General features: G+C 72.0%; 16 protein-coding genes and 1 pseudogene. 6 read left to right on the top strand and 11 right to left on the bottom strand.

Annotated elements, in window-relative coordinates; translation table 11 throughout:
• Nucleotides 1-221, top strand: a pseudogene (locus ACFWEP_RS17845) (hypothetical protein); the annotation flags it as partial.
• Here ACFWEP_RS17845 and ACFWEP_RS17850 read toward each other — a convergent pair.
• The 4 genes from ACFWEP_RS17850 to ACFWEP_RS17865 form a co-directional block, all read right to left on the bottom strand.
• Nucleotides 209-2,038 carry a chitinase gene (locus ACFWEP_RS17850; RefSeq protein WP_387371244.1) on the bottom strand — a complete coding sequence of 610 codons (1,830 nt, stop codon included), beginning with the start codon at nucleotides 2,036-2,038 and terminating at the stop codon, nucleotides 209-211. The pseudogene ACFWEP_RS17845 and the gene ACFWEP_RS17850 sit on opposite strands and share 13 nt — an antisense overlap.
• Nucleotides 2,039-2,174: 136 nt before the next feature.
• A complete protein-coding gene (locus ACFWEP_RS17855; RefSeq protein ID WP_387371245.1) occupies nucleotides 2,175-2,657 on the bottom strand; it encodes a hypothetical protein in 483 nt (160 codons plus the stop codon).
• Between the two features lie 137 nt (nucleotides 2,658-2,794).
• Complete coding sequence (locus ACFWEP_RS17860) at nucleotides 2,795-3,532, bottom strand: GNAT family N-acetyltransferase (protein WP_387371246.1); 738 nt, start codon at nucleotides 3,530-3,532, stop codon at nucleotides 2,795-2,797.
• Between the two features lie 38 nt (nucleotides 3,533-3,570).
• Complete coding sequence (locus tag ACFWEP_RS17865; protein ID WP_387371247.1) at nucleotides 3,571-5,898, bottom strand: hypothetical protein; 2,328 nt, start codon at nucleotides 5,896-5,898, stop codon at nucleotides 3,571-3,573.
• Between the two features lie 147 nt (nucleotides 5,899-6,045).
• On the opposite strand from ACFWEP_RS17865, the gene ACFWEP_RS17870 reads away from it, so the two are divergent.
• Complete coding sequence (locus ACFWEP_RS17870) at nucleotides 6,046-6,624, top strand: NADAR family protein (protein WP_387371248.1); 579 nt, start codon at nucleotides 6,046-6,048, stop codon at nucleotides 6,622-6,624.
• A gap of 57 nt (nucleotides 6,625-6,681) precedes the next feature.
• Here ACFWEP_RS17870 and ACFWEP_RS17875 read toward each other — a convergent pair whose 3' ends face one another.
• Entirely contained in the window at nucleotides 6,682-7,440 is a 759-nt protein-coding gene (locus tag ACFWEP_RS17875; RefSeq protein WP_387371249.1) for a DUF4190 domain-containing protein, read from the bottom strand.
• A 152-nt stretch (nucleotides 7,441-7,592) separates the two neighbouring features.
• On the opposite strand from ACFWEP_RS17875, the gene ACFWEP_RS17880 reads away from it, so the two are divergent.
• Both ACFWEP_RS17880 and ACFWEP_RS17885 read left to right on the top strand, forming a co-directional pair.
• The gene (locus ACFWEP_RS17880; RefSeq protein WP_387371250.1) at nucleotides 7,593-8,627 is read left to right on the top strand and encodes an adenosine deaminase; all 1,035 of its coding nucleotides are present in this window, start codon (nucleotides 7,593-7,595) and stop codon (nucleotides 8,625-8,627) included.
• Nucleotides 8,628-8,699: 72 nt separating this feature from the next.
• Nucleotides 8,700-9,404, top strand: coding sequence for a glycerophosphodiester phosphodiesterase (locus tag ACFWEP_RS17885; RefSeq protein WP_387371251.1), 705 nt, complete (start codon nucleotides 8,700-8,702; stop codon nucleotides 9,402-9,404).
• Nucleotides 9,405-9,502: 98 nt separating this feature from the next.
• On the opposite strand, the gene ACFWEP_RS17890 is transcribed toward ACFWEP_RS17885, so the two are convergent.
• Together ACFWEP_RS17890 and ACFWEP_RS17895 are read right to left on the bottom strand one after the other, a co-directional pair.
• The gene (locus ACFWEP_RS17890) at nucleotides 9,503-10,054 is read right to left on the bottom strand and encodes a hypothetical protein (protein ID WP_387371252.1); all 552 of its coding nucleotides are present in this window, start codon (nucleotides 10,052-10,054) and stop codon (nucleotides 9,503-9,505) included.
• Nucleotides 10,055-10,209: 155 nt separating this feature from the next.
• A complete protein-coding gene (locus ACFWEP_RS17895) occupies nucleotides 10,210-11,649 on the bottom strand; it encodes a gamma-aminobutyraldehyde dehydrogenase (RefSeq protein ID WP_387371253.1) in 1,440 nt (479 codons plus the stop codon).
• Nucleotides 11,650-12,258: 609 nt separating this feature from the next.
• On the opposite strand from ACFWEP_RS17895, the gene ACFWEP_RS17900 reads away from it, so the two are divergent.
• Together ACFWEP_RS17900 and ACFWEP_RS17905 are read left to right on the top strand one after the other, a co-directional pair.
• Nucleotides 12,259-12,996 carry an ABC transporter ATP-binding protein gene (locus ACFWEP_RS17900; RefSeq protein ID WP_387371254.1) on the top strand — a complete coding sequence of 246 codons (738 nt, stop codon included), beginning with the start codon at nucleotides 12,259-12,261 and terminating at the stop codon, nucleotides 12,994-12,996.
• Complete coding sequence (locus ACFWEP_RS17905) at nucleotides 12,978-14,147, top strand: hypothetical protein (protein WP_387371255.1); 1,170 nt, start codon at nucleotides 12,978-12,980, stop codon at nucleotides 14,145-14,147. The genes ACFWEP_RS17900 and ACFWEP_RS17905 overlap by 19 nt, the downstream gene beginning before the upstream one ends.
• Nucleotides 14,148-14,193: 46 nt before the next feature.
• On the opposite strand, the gene ACFWEP_RS17910 is transcribed toward ACFWEP_RS17905, so the two are convergent.
• The 4 genes from ACFWEP_RS17910 to ACFWEP_RS17925 form a co-directional block, all read right to left on the bottom strand.
• Nucleotides 14,194-14,646: an SRPBCC domain-containing protein gene (locus tag ACFWEP_RS17910; RefSeq protein ID WP_387371256.1), complete on the bottom strand. Its 453-nt coding sequence runs from the start codon at nucleotides 14,644-14,646 to the stop codon at nucleotides 14,194-14,196.
• Between the two features lie 190 nt (nucleotides 14,647-14,836).
• A complete protein-coding gene (locus ACFWEP_RS17915; RefSeq protein ID WP_387371257.1) occupies nucleotides 14,837-15,253 on the bottom strand; it encodes a hypothetical protein in 417 nt (138 codons plus the stop codon).
• A gap of 82 nt (nucleotides 15,254-15,335) precedes the next feature.
• Nucleotides 15,336-16,367, bottom strand: coding sequence for an ABC transporter ATP-binding protein (locus ACFWEP_RS17920; protein WP_387371258.1), 1,032 nt, complete (start codon nucleotides 16,365-16,367; stop codon nucleotides 15,336-15,338).
• Between the two features lie 2 nt (nucleotides 16,368-16,369).
• Nucleotides 16,370-17,983 (bottom strand): ABC transporter permease, encoded by a 1,614-nt coding sequence (locus tag ACFWEP_RS17925; protein WP_387371259.1) that lies wholly within the window; start codon nucleotides 17,981-17,983, stop codon nucleotides 16,370-16,372.
• Nucleotides 17,984-18,008: the final 25 nt, after the last annotated feature.

Genomic DNA, 18,008 nt, shown 5'->3' on the forward strand with positions numbered 1-18,008 from the left:
CCGGTCTGATGCTGCGGGGCTACCACTGGCCGCTCGACGTGCTCGGCAGCCTGTGGCTGAGCGGTCTGCTGCTCGTCCCGCTGTGGTGCGCCCGGCGGTGGACCGGGCGGACCGGCACCGGTGGGATCGCGGCCGGGGACGGACCCGGGCGGACCACCGGTACCGGTGAGGTCCCGGCCGGGGACGGATCCGCGGCCGGGGGTCCGGATCAGCCGAAGTAGGCGTCGAAGTTCCGGGCGAACTCGCCGTTGTTGAAGCGGTCCCAGTTGATCGACCAGGTCATCAGGCCGCGCAGTCCCGGCCAGGTGCCGTGCGTCTGGTAGCTCCCGCAGTCGGTCTTCTTCGTCAGGCAGTTCAGCGCCTTGGTGACCTCGGCGGGGGTGGTGTACCCGTTGCCGGCCTGGGTGGAGGCGGGGAGGCCGATGGCGATCTGGTCGGGGCGGAGCGCCGGAAAGATCTTCGTCTGGTCGCCGGCCACCGGGAAGCCGGTGAGCATCATGTCGGTCATGGCGATGTGGAAGTCGGCGCCGCCCATCGAGTGGTACTGGTTGTCCAGACCCATGATGGAGCCCGAGTTGTAGTCCTGGACGTGCAGCAGGGTGAGGTCGTCGCGCAGGGCGTGGATCACCGGAAGATAGGCACCGGCGCGCGGGTCCTGGCCGCCCCAGGGGCCCGATCCGTAGTACTGGTAGCCGAGCTGGACGAAGAAGGTCTCAGGCGCCATGGTGAGCACGAAGCCGGAGCCGTACTTGGCCTTGAGGGTCTTCACCGCCGCGATCAGGTTGACGATGGCGGGCGTGGTGGGCGAGCGGAAGTCCGTGTCACCGGTGTTCAGCGAGAGGGAGTGCCCCTCGAAGTCGATGTCCAGGCCGTTCAGCCCGTAGGTGTCGATGATCTTGGACACCGAGGTGACGAAGGCGTCCCGGGCGGCGGTGGTGGCGAGCTGGACCTGGCCGTTCTGGCCGCCGATCGAGATCAGCACCTTCTTGCCGGCCGCCTGCTTGGCGGCGATGGCCGCCTTGAACTCGGCTTCCGACTCGACGTTCGGGCACTCGGTGACCGGGCAGAGCGAGAAGCGGATGTCACCCGAGGTGACGGAGGTCGGCTCACCGAAGGCGAGGTTGATGACGTCCCAGGACGCGGGTACGTCGGCCATCCGGGTGTAGCCGGAGCCGTTGGCGAAGCTGGAGTGGAGGTACCCGACGAGCGCGTGGTCGGGCAGCCCGGCGTTGTTCCCGCCGCCGGTGGAGCCGGTGGCCGCGGTCGTCGCGGCGACGGCGGCCGACTTCGCGGACTCACCGGCCGAGTTGGTGGCGGCGACCTGGAAGCTGTACGCCGTCGAGGCGGTGAGGCCGGTCACCGTGGTGGAGGTCCCGGTGACCGTGGCGACCTTCGTGCCGCCCCGGTAGACCTGGTAGCCGGTGGCTCCGGAGGAGGCCGTCCAGGACAGCGGTACGGAGGTGGCGGTCGGGGTGCCGGCCGTCAGCCCGGTGGGGGCGGCGGGCACGGTGACCGGGGCGCCGCCGGGGCCGATCAGACTGAGGTCGTCCACGTAGTACGCGGAGGTTCCGTACCAGCCGTGGGTCCAGATGTTGACGGACGTGGTGGCGGAGCCGGTGGTGAAGGTGGTGGTGAGCTGCTTCCACGCACCGGAGGACTGCGTCCAGGTGGAGACGTCGGTGGTGCCGGTGCCGGTCGCACCGAGGTAGACGTAGTCGCCCTGGACCCAGGCGCTGAGCGTGTACGTGGAGCCCGGCTTCACCGTGACGGTCTGGGCGCAGTTGGCGTAGTCACTGCCGGCCGGGGTGGCCTTCAGCGCGGAGCTGCCGCCGTGCACGGGGGTGCTGACGGTGGCTCCGCTCCCTGCCGAGCAGGTCCAGCCGGTCAGGCCCGACTCGAAGCCGCCGTTGCGCGCGAGGTCGGTGTCGGCGGCGACGGCCGTCGGGGCGACGGCGGCGAGGGTGCCGGCCGCCAGCAGGCTCACGGAGAAGGCGGCCAGAGCTCTGGTGAATCGGGCAGGACATCGTGTGCGTTCCACAACTGCCTCCGTACAAGGGGGGAATGGGGCGGCGCCGCACAACATGGTCCAGACCAATCGAGTTGTCAAGACCACTGGCACCGGACCTCACGCCGCGCACCGCGCCCCACCGTCACCCGCCGGGCGCCCAGCCGGCTCATCGGCCCAGGTCACCGCCTTCCGCGTACCGTTCACGGGCCGCCAGAACGGCCGCCGCCTCGTGCATCGCGAGTTCCAGCAGGACGGGGTCGGTGAGCGTCCCCGACCCGTCGGGCGGCACCAGCCAGCGCACTCCCCCGACGGCCCGCCCGGGGCGCGGAACCACGATCCACGTACCGGCCCCCAGGCCCCGCACCCCCGTGCCGATCCACCGCGCGGCGGTGCCCGGCGGCACGAAGAAGCCCATCCGGGCGTCACCGAAGTCCGCCAGGACCGGGCCCGGCCGGTCGATCAGGCGGGTGAGCACGTCGAGCGTCGGGTAACCCAGCCTGGCGGCCAGGACGAGCACGTCCCAGCGCCGGCCGGTGGGCAGGAGCGCGATCCCCCGCGGATCGCGCTCCCACTCCCGCCGGCAAACCGCCGGATCGGGTGCCACCGATGCCAGCCACCCGATTGCCGCCCCTGCCCTTGCGTCAGCCACGCCGGCCTCCCTCTTCCGTGTGCGCGGATGGTGCGTCCACACGGTGGAGAGGGGAGAGGGCCGGAATCATGACGCGAGTCGGAGCCGCCAATGTCCTGTGAGGTGACTCACAGGGCCTTCCCGTTACGGACGGCCCGTCAGGCGTGCGACAACGGGAGCGCGGGCGGATCGCTCAGCGGCAGGAGGGCGATGCCGCCCGCCCGGTCGACCGCCTGCCACAGCCGCGCCGACGCCGGGTCCGCGCCGACGGCCCCCTCGGATTCGACGAAGTACGCGGTGAGGAAGGCGCGCACCGGGGCGGAGTCGACCGGACCGTCCGCGCCGCCGTCTCCCGGCAGGGGAGGCAACGCGATGAGCAGCATCCCGTGCACCCGCTCGGCGCCGGGGCGCAGAGCGGGCTGGAAGTAGGGCAGGTCCAGGGCCCGGGCGCCGAGGCGCTCGTAGAAGCGCACCCGGGCCGCGGCGTCACCGCGTTCCTCGTCTCCGGAGTGGGCCGCCGGGTGTTCGATCTCGGCAAGTGTCATCTCCGGCCGGAACCGCCGCTGCCAGGCTCCGCCGACCTCGTCCATGAGCAGCCGTCCGAGGCCGCCGGACCGGCTCTCCCGGCGTACGGCGACGTAGGAGAGCAGCAAGACCCTGCTTCCCGGGTCCCACTCGCCGACCGCCGCCGCCAGCGGCCTTCCCTCACCGTCCACCACGGCGGTCAGCACGCCGAGGCCGTCCCGCAGTATGGCGCGCAGTTGGTCGCAGGAGATCAACTCGTCCGGGATGAAGGCACCGTGGAGGATCTCGTCGTAGATCACTTCGACCAGCGGACTGCTCTCGCCGATGTCCGTGACGCGCGGCCGCGCCGACGGCGAAGGGTCTGTCGCCAAGGGTCCTGCTCCGATCTCCGGGCGGGCGAAGGAGCCCGTCACTGGTTCCTGCGGTTTCGGGGCCACAGTACGAGGCCCAGCAGGAGCGCGAGGGCGACGATGCCGACCACACCCCCGACGGCCCATCGGGCGGCCGTGTCGTCCTGGAAGAATCCGGCTTGCAGCACCTGGATCACTCCCGAGACGCCCGCCGCGGCGATCACCGCGAGGAGCACCTCCAGTTTGGCGCGCTGCCGCTCCTCGCGCTGTCTGGCCAGCTTCTCTATGGTCAGGCCGAGTTGCTCGTCCGTCACCTCCTCGATCATGGAGTTGAGCTCGTCGACACGCTCCTGGAAGCCGGAGCACTCCAGCAGCAGCCGGAGGCTGTCCGCCGCGACAGGTGCCGCCATCAGGGACGGCGAACGGATGAACGCGACCGTGGACCGGACCCGGATCGCGAAGTCGTTGAGCCGCAGCTTCTCGGCGTCCAGGGCTCTCGCGAGCTGGCTCAGCGTCAGGGCGCGCGCGTCCTCCTCGCTTTCCGCCGCGTCCGCCGTGTTCGCGGTCCGCGGGGGCGGGCCCGGCGCCGGGGTGCCCGCGTCCTCGCCGCGTTCCACGGTGTTCACCTGTGACTCGATGCCTCCGACCACGTGGTAGTGGCCGGCGAGCTCGAGCGACCATCCGGCGAAGAGGGCGTCCAGCGTGGCGACGAACTCAGCCACACTCCCGCGGGTCCCCTGGGTGAACTCGGCCACGCCGGGCGCTATGACGACGGTGGTGTTGGAGGTGCGGACGGTCCGCTCCCCGATCAGACCGGTCGCCGTCGAGGAGAGCGCGTTCTCCGCCGCGTAACGGATCCACTCCGCGAGCCCTCCGATGATGAAGGTGACCGGGTTGGTGAGCACCTGTGCCCCCACCGCGTCGAGCAGGTCGGTCGCGGAGCGCACCTCGCGCCGTGGCTCGGAGTTCGCCGGGCCCGGTGCCGTCGAGGCCGCGTCGACGGTGACGACGAGCTGGAACATGCCCTGCCGGGCCACGACGTCCGCCTTTTTCAGGTCCCTGTCGGCGCGCAGACATCTGCCGACGTCCTCCGCCAGGTGCACCGCGAGATCCGCCAGTCGCGGCCATCCTCTGTCCTCGGCGTCCGGAGCGGCCGGAGGGGCCGTGGCCGCCGGAGGGACCGGAGCGTCCTGGAAGTCGACCGATACGCGGCCGTGCTCGGGTGCGGCACGCAGCATCATGGTGTACAGCTCGCCCGGCATCGCGTTCTCGATGTCCACCGTGAACCGCACATAGTGGTTGCCCAGCTCCGAGAAGCGGATCTCGGCCTGCAGCCGCACGGGTTCGCCGCCGTCGGCTCCGGGTATCACCACGTCGGGAAGCGTGAGGAGAGCGCCCTGGTAGTGCCGCCCGAACGCGTCCGAACCGTCCCAGACGTCGTCGAGCGTCAGCGAACCTTGTACCGAGAGGGGCTTCACGCCTCCCAGGCTCCAGTCCGCCGCTTTCGCGCCGATGCCGTCCAGCACGGCCCGGGTCGAAACCCCGAGGGTGGCGAAGGGGTAGAGGTAGACGATTCTCCCCCGGTCGATCCTCAACCAGGGGTCGTGCCGGACACGGTTCAGCTCCATCATGGAGAACCGGTGGGCCCGCAGCTCGCTGAGGTAGGCGGTATCGGTGATCTCGCCACCGCCTTCGGCCGCTTCGAGTTCCGCGATGACCCCGTCGAGCGAGGCGCCCGTCGCGAGGAAGTCCCGCACCGAGACAACGGCGGCGGCAACGGCGGTGTTGTAGACCACCCACTCCGCGGCGCGTTCGATGACGTAGGTACTGACGTCCGGGTGCGCGTCGACCGCGCGGCCGGCGAGCGCGATCGCCTCGCGTGCGTGCATCGCCGCGGCGTCGAGGGCGGCCTCGTGGCCGGCCCACTGCCCGGAGGCCATGGCGTTCTCCGCCCGTATCTGCTCCGAGAGGCTCGCCATGAGCGCCAGGACGGCCCTGGTCAGCAGGGCGTCCTCTCCCGTCACCATCGCGCCGTGGGCGTGCAGGCACTCCTGCGCACCGCTCAGGGTGTCCCACATCGGCTGGTAGTGATAGGAGATCTCCCACTCCTCCTCGACCGAGAGGAGGACGAAGAGCAGCAGCAACGGCACCCCGCCCGACTCGGCGGCGGCCTTGGGCAGCTGGGCGAGGGTCTCCGCATGGGCGAATCCCTTCCGGTCGGCCAGTCGGCGGCTCGACGGCAGCAGAGCGGGGAAACGCGAGGAGTCCCACTGCGGCAGTTCGCACAGCGCGCCGGACTCCACCTGCTTGGTGGTCAGCCAGTCGCGCAACGGCTTCAACTCGCCCTCTTTCAGGGCCGCTACCAGATCACCCACGTCACCATGCATTGCGCGATGCTATACGCGCACACCTCGGACTGTCAGTAGCGTCCGACTCACTCGCGGTGATCGCGAATACGCCGTCCACCGCTCGCCGAAGCCCGGCCCTGCTCACCGGAGGTGGGCTGTCACAGGCGGCTGTCACACTTGCTTCTCATGGAACAGATGGACGATCTCGTGGCACGGACCGAGAGCGGCAAGCGCGTCAAGTACCTCCTGTTCTGGGGTCATCGTCCCCTTCCGGACGGCCGGTTGGGCCCGTCATGCCTCAGCCAGTGGTGGCCGTCGGAATTCACCGTCGCCGGAGTGACGTACCCCTCGGCCGAGCACTGGATGATGGCCGGCAAGGCGAGGCTCTTCGGCGACGCCGAGGCGGAGCTGGCCGCGCGGGAGGCCCGCACACCGGCTGCCGCGAAGAACGCGGGTCGCCTGGTCCGGGACTTCGACGAGGACGTCTGGGCGCGGGAGCGCTTCGGGCTCGTGGTGGCGGGCAGTGTCCACAAGTTCGGCCAGGACCCGGGGCTCCGCGCATATCTGCTCGCCACCGGCGACCGTGTCCTGGTGGAGGCGAGCCCGCTGGACCGGATCTGGGGCATCGGGCTGGCGAAGGACGACGAGCGGGCCGAGGACCCTCGGCGGTGGCGCGGGCTGAATCTGCTGGGCTTCGCGCTGATGGAGGCGCGGGAACGGCTCCGCGACGGGGCGCCGGTCCCGGGGACGCCCGGGCCCGCCTGAGTCCCCGTCCGGTTTCCGCCCGGGCCGCGGCCTCCCGACCCGGGCGGACCTGCCGTGTCAGCCCCGGTCGATCACCAGAGAGGTGGCGTACGGGTCGTCGTACCAACCGTCGTCCTCCTCGATGTCGTTTTCGAGCACGGCGATGGACCAGACGATGAACCCGATGACCACCGCGCCGACGAAGATGCCGATCGAGCCCGTGATGATGCCGGCGAGCGCCTGGCCGCCGTTGTTGGCCTCACCCCGCTGCGCGCGCTTGCGGCCCAGGATGCCGAAGATCAGGGCCAGCACCCCCAGGATGATGCTCAGGATTCCCCACATGAAGAAGAGGCAGATCGAGAGGATGCCCAGCACCATGGCCGTGACGCCCATCCCGTTCGCCGGCACGGGCGCCCAGACTCCCTGGCCGCCGTACGCGTCGTAGCCGGTGTAGGCGGGGTAGGGCTGCGGCGGCGCCGGGTAACCGTACTGGCCCACCGGCTGCTGCCCCGGCCCGTTCGGGGACACCGGCGGCGGGGGCATCGTCGAGGGCCCAGGCCCGTAGCCGCCCTGCGCGGGCGGGGGCGGCATCGCCGAGACCCCCGGCCCGAAGCCCCCCTGTGCGGGCGGAGGGCCGAAGCCTCCCGCGGCCGGGGCCGTCCAGGCACCCTGCTGCAGGCTTTCGGAGCCCGGCCCGGCGATGACGGTCGGCTGGTCGTGCACCGCGGGCGGACGGACGTCTCCGCCCTGCTTGCCCAACTCGACCCTGCCGTCCGGCGCCGCCCAGGGATCGCGGGGCGCCGCCGCGTCCGCGGGCGGCTCGGTGTTCTCTGACATGTGACTCCCCCTCGTGTCCACGTCATGCTACGGCCCGGCCGGAGTCGTCAGGAGCCGCCTACGATTACCGGTGCCACCGGCGGGCCCCGCCGGAGAATCCGGCCGCCCTGGGCGGCCGGCGTCGGCGTACCGAGAACCACCGGAGACCTCTGATGACCGACCCCCACCCCTTCATCGCGGGGCTGCCCAAGGCCGAACTCCATGTGCACCACGTCGGCTCGGCCTCCCCCCGCATCGTGGCCGAACTGGCCGCCCGTCACCCCGACTCCAAGGTGCCCAGCGACCCCGAGGCGCTGGCCGACTACTTCACCTTCACGGACTTCGGCCACTTCATCCAGGTGTACCTCTCGGTGGTGGACCTGATCCGCACCCCCGAGGACGTCCGGCTGCTCACGTACGAGGTCGCCCGTGACATGGCCCGGCAGAACATCCGGTACGCCGAGCTGACCGTGACCCCGTACAGCTCCGTCAAGCGCGGCATCCCCGACCAGGGCTTCATGGAGGCGATCGAGGACGCGCGCAAGGCGGCCGAGGCGGAGTTCGGCACGGTGCTGCGCTGGTGCTTCGACATTCCCGGGGAGGCGGGGCTGGAGTCCGCCGAGGAGACCGCGCGGCTGGCCCTGGACCTTCGGCCCGAGGGGCTGGTCTCGTTCGGCCTGGGCGGACCCGAAATCGGCGTCGACCGCCCGCAGTTCAAGCCGTACTTCGACCGCGCCATCGCCGCGGGGCTGCACTCGGTGCCGCACGCCGGTGAGACCACGGGCCCGCAGACGGTGTGGGACGCGCTGACGGCGCTGCGTGCCGAGCGCATCGGGCACGGCACGACCTCCGTGCAGGACCCGGCGCTGCTCCAGCACCTCGCGGAGCGGCGCATCCCGCTGGAGGTCTGCCCGACGTCCAACATAGCGACGCGCGCGGTGACGGACCTGGACGCCCACCCGATCAAGGAGATGGTCGCGGCCGGCGTGCTGGTCACCGTCAACAGCGACGACCCGCCGATGTTCGGCACCGACCTCAACAACGAGTACGCCGTCGCGGCCCGCCTGCTGGACCTCGACGAGCGCGGGATCGCGGAGCTGGCGAAGAACGCCGTCGAGGCTTCCTTCATGGACCCCGCCGGCAAGCGGAAGCTGGCCGCCGAAATCGACACGTACACGGCACAGTGGCTGGCGGCGGTCGGCCGCTGAACCGGCCGACGCGGACCCGGTCGAGGTCCGCCGGACACACCCCAACGCCGTCCCGAAGGCGACAATGGCCCCATGACACGCACCGTCACCGCCGTGGGGCACCGCGGAGATCCCTACCGCGTCCGCGAGAACACACTGTCCTCGATCCGGTCCGCCCTCGAACGGGGGGCGGACGCGGTCGAGATCGACGTCCGCGTGACCCGGGACGGGGTCCCCGTACTGCTCCACGACGCCACTCCGGAACGGCTCTGGGGGATCGGCCGGCGACTGGACGCCCTCGACCACGCCGAGTTGGCGGAGCGGACCGGCGGCGGGGTACCGACCCTGCGCGAAGCGCTGGCCGCGGCCGGCCCGCACCGGGTGATGGTGGACCTGCCCGGCTCCACCGACGCCTCCGTGCGGACGATCGTGAGCACGGTGCGCGAGTGCGGGGCGGGTGAGCGCGCCTACTACTGCGCCGGACCCGACGCGATGCTGCGGGTCCGTGCCAACGACCCCTCGGCCGAGATCGCCCTGACCTGGACGACCCTCGCCCCGCCGCGCCCCGAACTCCTCGCGGCGATCGGCCCGCGCTGGCTGAACTACCGGTTCGGGCTGGTGACGCGGGACCTGGCGGACCGCGTCCACCGGGACGGCCTGCTCGTCTCCGCCTGGACGGCCGACACCGGGCGCACCATGCGGCGGCTGGTCTCCCACGGGGTCGACTCGATCACCAGCAACCGGATCGACGTATTGCGCCGCGTGCTCGCCGACTCCGCTTCGGGCACGGGCGGCTGACCGCCGCACACCGCCTTTTCGCTGGAGGTGCCGTGCGAGAACGGGCCGGCTCCTCACCGCGCCGGAGCGGGCGCCCCGCCGTCAGTGGCGCCCCGCCGTCAGTGGTGCCCCGCCGGAACGGGCGCCCGCCGGACAGGCGGCCCGTCGGCGGCACTCCCCGCAGCCTCCAGCCTCTTGATCATCCGCCGCACCACGAGCAACGGGACCACTCCGAAGACACCGAACGACATGTCGATGACCGTCCACCAGAACGGAATACCCCTCAGCGGCCCGCAGATCAGGGCGAGCGGCAGGATGCCGGCGCAGGCGATCATGCCGAATTCCACGACCCAGACATTACGGACCGGATCACGGTAGGGCCCGTAGAACGCCACGGCGATGACGAGATGGGCGAAGGCCAGCCAGTCGGTCCCGTACAGCACGAAGGGGTGGCGCGCGTCGGCGTCGTCGAGCCCGGTGCGCACCCGGGTGATCCACTCCATGAGAGCGGGCAGGTGCTCGGGGACCGGTGACGCGGAGGAGGACAACAGCTCCTCGGTCCAGCGGAGTTCGTGCACGAGCGGGAAGGCGGTGAGCCCGCTCAGCACCAGGCAGACGATGAAGACGACCAACCACACGCGTATGCGCCGCAATAGGGCTCGCTCGCTCATGGCCCGCACTCTACGCCTTTTATGAACGCGTTCAAAAGGGTCCCGGACGGCCTGTCCCGTACCCCGGAGACGCCGAACGGCCCCCGGGTGACCGGGGGCCGTCGGGGAGCCGGGCAGCGCGGACCCGGGAGGGCTGCCGGGCCGCGCCGCGAAGGTCAGCCTTCGAGCGAGGTCATGACGTGCTTGATCCGCGTGTAGTCCTCGAAGCCGTATCCCGAGAGGTCCTTGCCGTAGCCGGACTTCTTGAACCCGCCGTGCGGCATCTCGGCGACCAGCGGGATGTGGGTGTTGATCCAGACGCAGCCGAAGTCGAGGTTCTTGGACATCCGCATCGCGCGGGCGTGGTCCTTGGTCCACACCGAGGAGGCGAGGGCATACTCGACGCCGTTGGCGAACTCCAGGGCCTGGGCCTCGTCGGTGAAGGACTGCACGGTGATGACCGGGCCGAAGACCTCGTTCTGGATGATCTCGTCGTCCTGGCGTAGGCCGGAGACGACGGTCGGTGCCCAGAAGTAGCCCTTGTCGCCGACCCGGTGGCCGCCCGCCTCGACGGTGGCGTGCGCCGGGAGGCGGTCGATGAAACCGCTGACCTGGGCGAGCTGGCCGGCGTTGTTGAGGGGGCCGTAGAGCACGTCCTCGTCGTCCGGCAGGCCCGTCTTCGTGCCCTTGGCCACTGCCGCCAGGGCCGCGACGAACGCGTCGTGCACCGATTCGTGGACCAGCACCCGGGTCGCCGCCGTGCAGTCCTGGCCGGCGTTGAAGTAGCCCGCCTCGGAGATCCCGGCCACCGCCTTGTCGATGTCCACGTCCTCGAAGACCACGACAGGCGCCTTGCCACCGAGTTCCAGGTGGACGCGCTTGACGTCCTTGGCGGCCGAAGCGGCGACCTGCGTGCCGGCCCGGACGGAACCGGTGATCGAGGCCATCGCGGGGGTCGGGTGTTCCACCATCGCGCGCCCGGTCTCGCGGTCGCCGCAGATGACGTTGAAGACGCCTGCGGGGAGGATCTCGCCGATGATCCCGGCGATCAGGACGGTTGAGGCCGGTGTGGTGTCGGAGGGCTTCAGGACGACGGTGTTCCCGGCGGCCAGGGCCGGGGCGAACTTCCAGACCGCCATCATCATCGGGTAGTTCCACGGCGCGACCTGGGCGCAGACACCGACCGGCTCGCGCCGGACGATCGAGGTGAGGCCCTCCATGTACTCACCGGCGGAGCGCCCCTCCAGCATCCGGGCGGCACCCGCGAAGAAGCGGATCTGATCCACCATCGGGGGGATCTCCTCGCTGCGGGTGAGTGCCAGCGGCTTGCCGGTGTTCTCCGACTCCGCCGCGATCAGCTCCTCCGCGTGCTCCTCGAACGCGTCGGCGATCTTGAGCAGGGCCTTCTGCCGCTCGGCGGGCGTGGTGTCGCGCCACGCGGGGAACGCCGCGGCGGCGGCCGTCATGGCGGCATCGACGTCCGCCTGCCCGGAGAGCGGCGAGGTCGCGTAGACCTCCTCAGTGGCCGGGTTGACCACGTCGATGGTCCGCCCGTCCGCGGCGTCCCGGAACTCCCCGTCGATGTAGTTGCGCAGACGGCGCACCTCGGTGGTCACAGCCACCCTCCTTCTCGTCGGTCTCTCGTCGGCCGGTACTGCACCCGGATGGCCAGCCTACGACGCGGCCATCCGGGTGTGGAAACATTCTTCCTGCCACGACCACCCAGACCTCCGGATTCTTTCGTTCACGCGGATGTGTACGAGTGATTCCTCCGTCAAAAGCTCGCGACACCCCGGCACCCCGGATACCCGGACACTCAGGCATCCCGACACCCCCGGCACCCCGTGCGGAGAGGCCCGCGCGACCTGCTCCCGGCAGGGAGCTGGTCCGGCGACGGCCGAGGCAGCGTCGCGCGGGCCGCGAACCCCGTCGCGCAAGCACTCGCGGCGATGAGTGAGATTCCCTGGGCGGCGCCGGCCACGGGCGCGTTCTTGCAGCCGGGCACACGCGGAAGGCGCCGCACTTCCACGGCCTGTGCACACTGCAACGCCCCCCATGGCGACTTCGGCCCGAATGCGCCCGTTCGAGTGAGAACGGACTCATCCGGGCCGCGTGCTGTTCGCACACCTCGGCACGACTCCCTACCGTGCCCAGTGACCGATCGGCCGCGTCTTCGTTCCCCCGTACGAGGGAACGGGAAACTGACCTGAACCGAGGTGTACGCCATGGTGGCCCCGCCGGACAACGACGTGATCTGGGCGCGCTCCCTGCATCACTCCCACAATGGATCGCCGGGCCTCAGCGGTGTCTCGCTCGGTGTCCGCGAAGGCGAGATCCTCGCCGTGACCGGACCGCGCGGCAGCGGCAAGTCCACTCTGCTGCACTGCCTCTCCGGTCAACTGGTGCCGCAGCAGGGCGAGGTGTGGTTCAACAGTGTGCCGGTCCACACCATGGGCCCCCGCATGCGCGAGCAGCTGCGCCGCGACCGGTTCGGCTGGATCGCCTCCGATCCGCAGCTCGTCCCCGAGCTGAGCGCGTGGGAGAACGCGGCGCTGCCGCTGCTGCTGCGCGGTACCTCCCACCGCACCGCCAAGAAGGCGGCCATGGAGTGGCTGGAGCGCATGGACATCGGGCCGCTCGCCAAGAAGCGACCGCACGCGCTGCTGCAGATCCAGCGTCAGCGGATCTCCGTGGCGCGCGCCCTCACCGCCTCCCCTTCCGTGATCTTCGCGGACGAGCCGACCGCGACCCTGCACGGCGCCGACCGCGCCCAGCTGCTGCGGACCCTCACGGCGGCGGCGCGTTCGCACGACATCACCGTGGTGATCGCCACCCACGACGCGGAGATCGCCGCGCTCGCCGACCGTACGGTCCCGATGCTGGACGGCCGCCGGGTCGCCACCGTCAAACTGCCCGCCGGAGCCGATACGGAAGGCCGCTCGGCGTGCTCGCTCTCCGTCTAGCCCGCGGCTCCCATCCCCTCGTCCTGGTCAGGCGGCTGCTGGTCGCCTCCGCGTCCGCCGGGGTGGGCTTCCTCCTGCTGAGCACGCTCGGCCACGCCGCCGGACACCCGGCCCAGGCGGCGGGCTCGGTCCTGCGCCTGCTGTGGTGCTCGGTACCTCTGGCGGCCACCGTGCAGTTCGCCGTCGCGGTGGCCCGTACCGACCCGAGCACCCGGCCACGCGCCGGGCTTTCCTCCCTCGGCCTCGGGCCGGTCCGGCTGTCGGTGCTCGCCGCGGTCTCCACGGCGGTCGCCACCACCCTCGGCTCGATGGTGGCCCTGCTCTTCTTCCTGCATCTGCGCGGCGATCTGACCGGGCTCCCCTTCGACGGCGGCGCGGCGGCGTTCCTGGGCGCCGGTACCCCGCTGCCGCTCGCCGCCGCGCTGGTACTGCTGGCGCTCGTCCCCGTATCGGCGTCCGTGGCGAGCGCGCTGGCCCTGCGGTCCCGGCCCACGGCCCCGGCGGCGGACGAACCGTTCGCTGCGGAGGAACCCGTCTCCCCCGCAGCGGCTCCGGCCGGCCTGCCCTGGGGTGTGGCGCTCGCCGCCGCCGGGCTGGCGGTGGAGGCGTACGCCAGCCGGGGATCGGGGGGCAGCCCCTTCCCGCTGCCCGGCCGGCTCGACTCCACCCCCGCCGGGGTGCTGGCGGGCTGGGTCCTCACCGCGACCGGCCTGGCTCTCGCCGGGCCCGGGCTCACCCACCTCTGCGGACGGCTGCTCCAGTCCGCACGACCGGGGGCCGTGCGACTGCTGGCGGGCCGGGTCCTGATGGACGAGTCCCGCCGCATCGGCCGCCCGCTCGGCATCGTGTGCGCCGTGGTCTCGGGCGCCGTCGCGGCGATGGCGTTGTACCAACCGGGGTCGCGCCCCTACGGGCCGCTCACCGCGCTCGGGGCCGTACTGGTGCTGGGCTGCACGACGGCGTCCCTGCTGACCTCGGCGATCGAGGCGAGGCAGGACAGGGCGCGGAACGCGCAGACCCTGCACCGGATGGGCGCCCACTCGTCCGTCCTGCGGTCCGCGACCGCGCTGCGGGCAGTGGCGCTGCTGCTGGTGTTCGCGCCGCTGACCTGGGCCATCGCCCAGCTGGCTGCCCTTCCCCTGTCGGGCTGAGGACGCCGGGCCCTGTTCCTCGCCGGGCCCCGGCGAGGAACAGGGCTCAGGGATGCGTGGCCAGACGCGCAGCGAGAGCGTCGAAGAAGGCCTCCCAGCCGTCCTCGGCGGCGGCGTACTGCTCGGGTGTGAGATGGCCGCCGCGCTGCTGGAAGACCAGCTCGGTGGTGGAGCCGGGCCGCTCGTGGAAGGTGGCGGTCACCGTCTCCCCCGCGTCCTCGGGCGCGGTGGCGTCCTGGAGCGTGAAGACGATCCGCTCCGGATCCGCGACTTCGAGGTACGTCCCGTGGAACGGCATCTCGGTGCCGGGCACCACCAGCACCAGGCTCCAGCTGCCCCCCGGGCGTACGTCCATGGACATCCGGTCGAGCGGAACCTCCGCGTCGCCGCCGTACCAGGCAGCGAAGTCCTCGGGATCGGTCCATGCCCGGAAGACACGCTGCCTGGGGGCGTCGAGTACGCGGGTGATGTCGATGCCCTCGCGTGCTGGGTGGCTCATGATCCGCGTCACTGTCCTTCCCGGAATCGGCCGGCTCGGCCCACTGCCGGCGCCGGCGGGGCCGTCGCCGAGGCCGGCCCGCTCCGGAGTCCGGCGGGCGTGGCCCGTCTCCAGCTTGCGCCGACCGGTCCGGGCTGTCGCGGCGGCGATCAGGACTCCGGGGCGCACCCGCCGGGCGGCGGATCGCCGCTCACGTCCGGGCGGCCACCGCGTCGACCCCGGCGGCCCGCAGTCCGCGGGCCAGGCGCTCCATCTCGGGCATCGTGCCCACGTACCGTCCCGTGACGACCTCGTGGAGCACGGACTTGACGTCGGCCAGCGGGAGGCCGAGTACGTTCCTCAGCACACGCATGGCCACGGCTCTGCTCGCCGCCTGATCCACTCGCAGCCGCACCGCGCCGTGCTCGGCCAGCAGGCGGTCCCGCAGCTCCGCGGGCAGGTCGCCACCGCACACGGCGAGCCGGAGCCCGCAGGACGGACAGCTGATCTCCGTGTCCCAGGTCAGGGAGCCGTTCACCAGTGCCTGAACACCCGAGCACGTCGTCCCGGCACCGCAGTCCTGGCACTCGGCCCGGTACGTGAGGCACTCGACGACCACCGGCTCCATCGCCACCCCCCTTCGGGGAGGTTACCGCTCGTCCAAGAACCGGCGCGCGGGACGCCGGCAGCCCGGAGCGGGGCCGCGTCGGTCAGGACTCCGCTTCGGCCGCCAGGACCACCGTGCCCGCCGCGTCGAAGGTGACTCCCACGACCGCGCCCTCGGCCGGGGTGTCGGCGAGCGCGCACTCGGCCTCGACGACCGGACCGCGCTCGGGGGTCAGCCGTACGGCGACCCGGTCGCCCCGGAACGTACGCACTCCGGCCGTGCACCGCAGCCCGTCCTGCGGGGCTCCGATCCGCACGCCCGCGGGCCGTACCAACAGGTCGCAGCGGCCCTGCGGCGATCCCTCCGGTACCGGCACCTCCCCCCACGGGGTACGGGCGACCGTGCCGGTCACGGTCGCCCCGACCACGTTGTCGAACCCGAGGAAGCGGGCGACGAAGGCGGAGGCGGGGTGCTGCCAGACCTCCAGCGGGGTGCCGGCCTGGGCGATCCGGCCGTCCCGCATCACCACGACCCGGTCGGCGAGCGCGAAGGCCTCTCCCTGGTCGTGGGTGACGGCGAGCACCGTCGTGCCCAGGTCCGTGAAGAGCGAGCGGAGTTCGACGACGAGCCGCTCGCGCAGCCCCCGGTCGAGCTGGCCGAGCGGTTCGTCCAGCATCAGCAGTCGGGGGCTGGGCGCGAGGGCGCGGGCGAGCGCCACCCGCTGCTGCTCACCGCCGGACAGTCCCGCGACGGCCCGGGGGCCCGCCCCGGAGAGGCCCACCAGAGCGAGGAGTTCAGCGACCCGCTCCCGCTGGGCGCTCCGGTCCACCCCGCGCATCCGCAGCCCGAACGCGACGTTGGCGGCCACGTCCCGGTGCGGGAAGAGCTGGTGGTCCTGGAACATCAGCCCGAGGCCGCGCCGGTGGACCGGGACGCCCGCCTGGTCGGCGCCGCCGAGGAACACCCGGCCGCCGTCGAGCGGCTGGAGCCCGGCGACGACGCGCAGCAAGGTGGACTTCCCGCTGCCGCTCGGACCGAGCACGCAGACGATCTCATGGTCGGCGACCGTGAGGTCCACCGCATCCAGCACCGCTCGTCCGCCGAAACGGACCGTGGCCGTCTCCAGCTCCAGCATGGTCAGAACTCCCCGGATCGGTCGGTACGGATGCGTTCGAGGAGCAGCAGGGAGACGGCGCACACCAGCATCAGAATCGTGCTGAGGGCCATCGCCTGGCCGTAGTTGAGATCCCCGGAGCGGCCCAGCAGCCGCGCGACGGCGACCGGCAGGGTCGGGCGGTCGGGACGGGCGATGAAGACGGTGGCACCGAACTCGCCGAGCGAGACGGCGAAGGCGAAGCCGGCGGCGACCAGCAGCGCCCGGCGCACCAGCGGGAGGTCGACCTCCCGCCAGGCCCGCAGCGGCGAGGCACCGAGGACCGCCGCGGCCTCCCGCAGCCGGGCGTCCACCGCCCGCAGGACCGGAAGCATGGTCCGTACGACGAAGGGGACGCCCACCAGTGCCTGGGCGAGCGGCACCAGGATCCATGAGGTGCGCAGGTCGAGCGGCGGTTCGTCCAGTGTGATCAGGAAGCCGAAGCCGACGGTCACCGCGGAGACGCCGAGCGGCAGCATGAGGAGCGCGTCGAAGCCCCTCACCAGCCGTCCCGCCCTGCGGGTGAGCGCGGCGGCGGCGAGTCCGCCGACGACGACCGAGATGCCGGTGGCGGCGAGGGCGTACTGGAGGGAGTTCCCCACCGCCTCCAGCGGGGCGACCAGGAAGGCCGAGCCGCTCGCCTCCGCGGAGCCCAGGGCCCGGTAGTAGGCGAATCCGTGGCCGCCCGGCTGGTCGAACGACCGCTCCACCAGGACGCCGAGCGGCAGCAGGATCAGCAGCAGCACGGTCAGCAGGAGGCCGCCGAGGAGCGCCCACTGTCCGGCGCCGCGCGGGCGGTGGGAGGTCTGCGACGGATCGACGAGGCGCAGGGCGGTTTCCCGCCGGCGTACCGTGCGCGCGTGCACGGCCAGGATGGCTCCGACGGCGACGAATTGGACGAGGGTCAGCACCGCCGCCGTGGGCAGGTCGAGCAGTTGCGCGGTCTGCCGGTAGATCTCCACTTCCAGCGTGGAGTAGGCGGGACCGCCGAGGATCTGGACGACACCGAACGAGGTGAAGGTGAACAGGAAGACCATCAGGGCGGCGGCCGCCACCGCGGGGGCGAGCGCGGGCAGCGTCACCCGCCGCCAGGCGGCGAACCGCCCCGCCCCGAGTACCCGGGCGGCTTCCTCCTGGCGCGGGTCGAGCTGCGACCAGAGCCCGCCGACGGTCCGCACGACCACGGCGTAGTTGAAGAAGACGTGGGCCGCCAGGATCGCCCAGACGGTGGTGTCGAGGCGTACGCCCCACAGTTCGTCGAGCAGTCCGCCGCGTCCGAGCAGGGCGAGGAAGGCCGTACCGACGACGACGGTCGGCAGGACGAACGGCACGGTCACGATGGCGCGCAGCAGCTGTTTGCCGGGGAATTCGAGGCGGGCGAAGACGTACGCGCCGGGGAGGGCGATCAGCAGGGTCAGCGCGGTGGAGGCGAACGCCTGCCAGGTGGTGAACCAGAGGACGTCCAGCAGGTCGGCGCGGCCGAGTACCTCGCCGAAGCGCGCGAACTGCCAGCCGTCCTCGGTCTTCAGCCCGCGGGCGACGATCGCGGCGACCGGGTACGCGAAGAACAGCGCGAAGAACGCGACGGGCACGGCCATCAGGCCGAGCCGCGTCGCGAGGGAG

The organism is Streptomyces sp. NPDC060198 (assembly GCF_042728415.1).
Lineage (GTDB): Bacteria > Actinomycetota > Actinomycetes > Streptomycetales > Streptomycetaceae > Streptomyces.

Excerpts from the sequence above, each read along its gene's own strand:
- ACFWEP_RS17910 (WP_387371256.1), bottom strand. The coding sequence starts at position 14,646 with ATGAGCCACCCAGCACGCGAGGGCATCGACATCACCCGCGTACTCGAC.
- ACFWEP_RS17870 (WP_387371248.1), top strand. The coding sequence starts at position 6,046 with ATGGAACAGATGGACGATCTCGTGGCACGGACCGAGAGCGGCAAGCGC.
- ACFWEP_RS17885 (WP_387371251.1), top strand. The coding sequence starts at position 8,700 with ATGACACGCACCGTCACCGCCGTGGGGCACCGCGGAGATCCCTACCGC.
- ACFWEP_RS17900 (WP_387371254.1), top strand. The coding sequence starts at position 12,259 with ATGGTGGCCCCGCCGGACAACGACGTGATCTGGGCGCGCTCCCTGCAT.
- ACFWEP_RS17925 (WP_387371259.1), bottom strand. The coding sequence starts at position 17,983 with ATGGCCGTGCCCGTCGCGTTCTTCGCGCTGTTCTTCGCGTACCCGGTC.
- ACFWEP_RS17865 (WP_387371247.1), bottom strand. The coding sequence starts at position 5,898 with ATGCATGGTGACGTGGGTGATCTGGTAGCGGCCCTGAAAGAGGGCGAG.
- ACFWEP_RS17915 (WP_387371257.1), bottom strand. The coding sequence starts at position 15,253 with ATGGAGCCGGTGGTCGTCGAGTGCCTCACGTACCGGGCCGAGTGCCAG.
- ACFWEP_RS17890 (WP_387371252.1), bottom strand. The coding sequence starts at position 10,054 with ATGAGCGAGCGAGCCCTATTGCGGCGCATACGCGTGTGGTTGGTCGTC.
- ACFWEP_RS17880 (WP_387371250.1), top strand. The coding sequence starts at position 7,593 with ATGACCGACCCCCACCCCTTCATCGCGGGGCTGCCCAAGGCCGAACTC.
- ACFWEP_RS17920 (WP_387371258.1), bottom strand. The coding sequence starts at position 16,367 with ATGCTGGAGCTGGAGACGGCCACGGTCCGTTTCGGCGGACGAGCGGTG.
- ACFWEP_RS17875 (WP_387371249.1), bottom strand. The coding sequence starts at position 7,440 with ATGTCAGAGAACACCGAGCCGCCCGCGGACGCGGCGGCGCCCCGCGAT.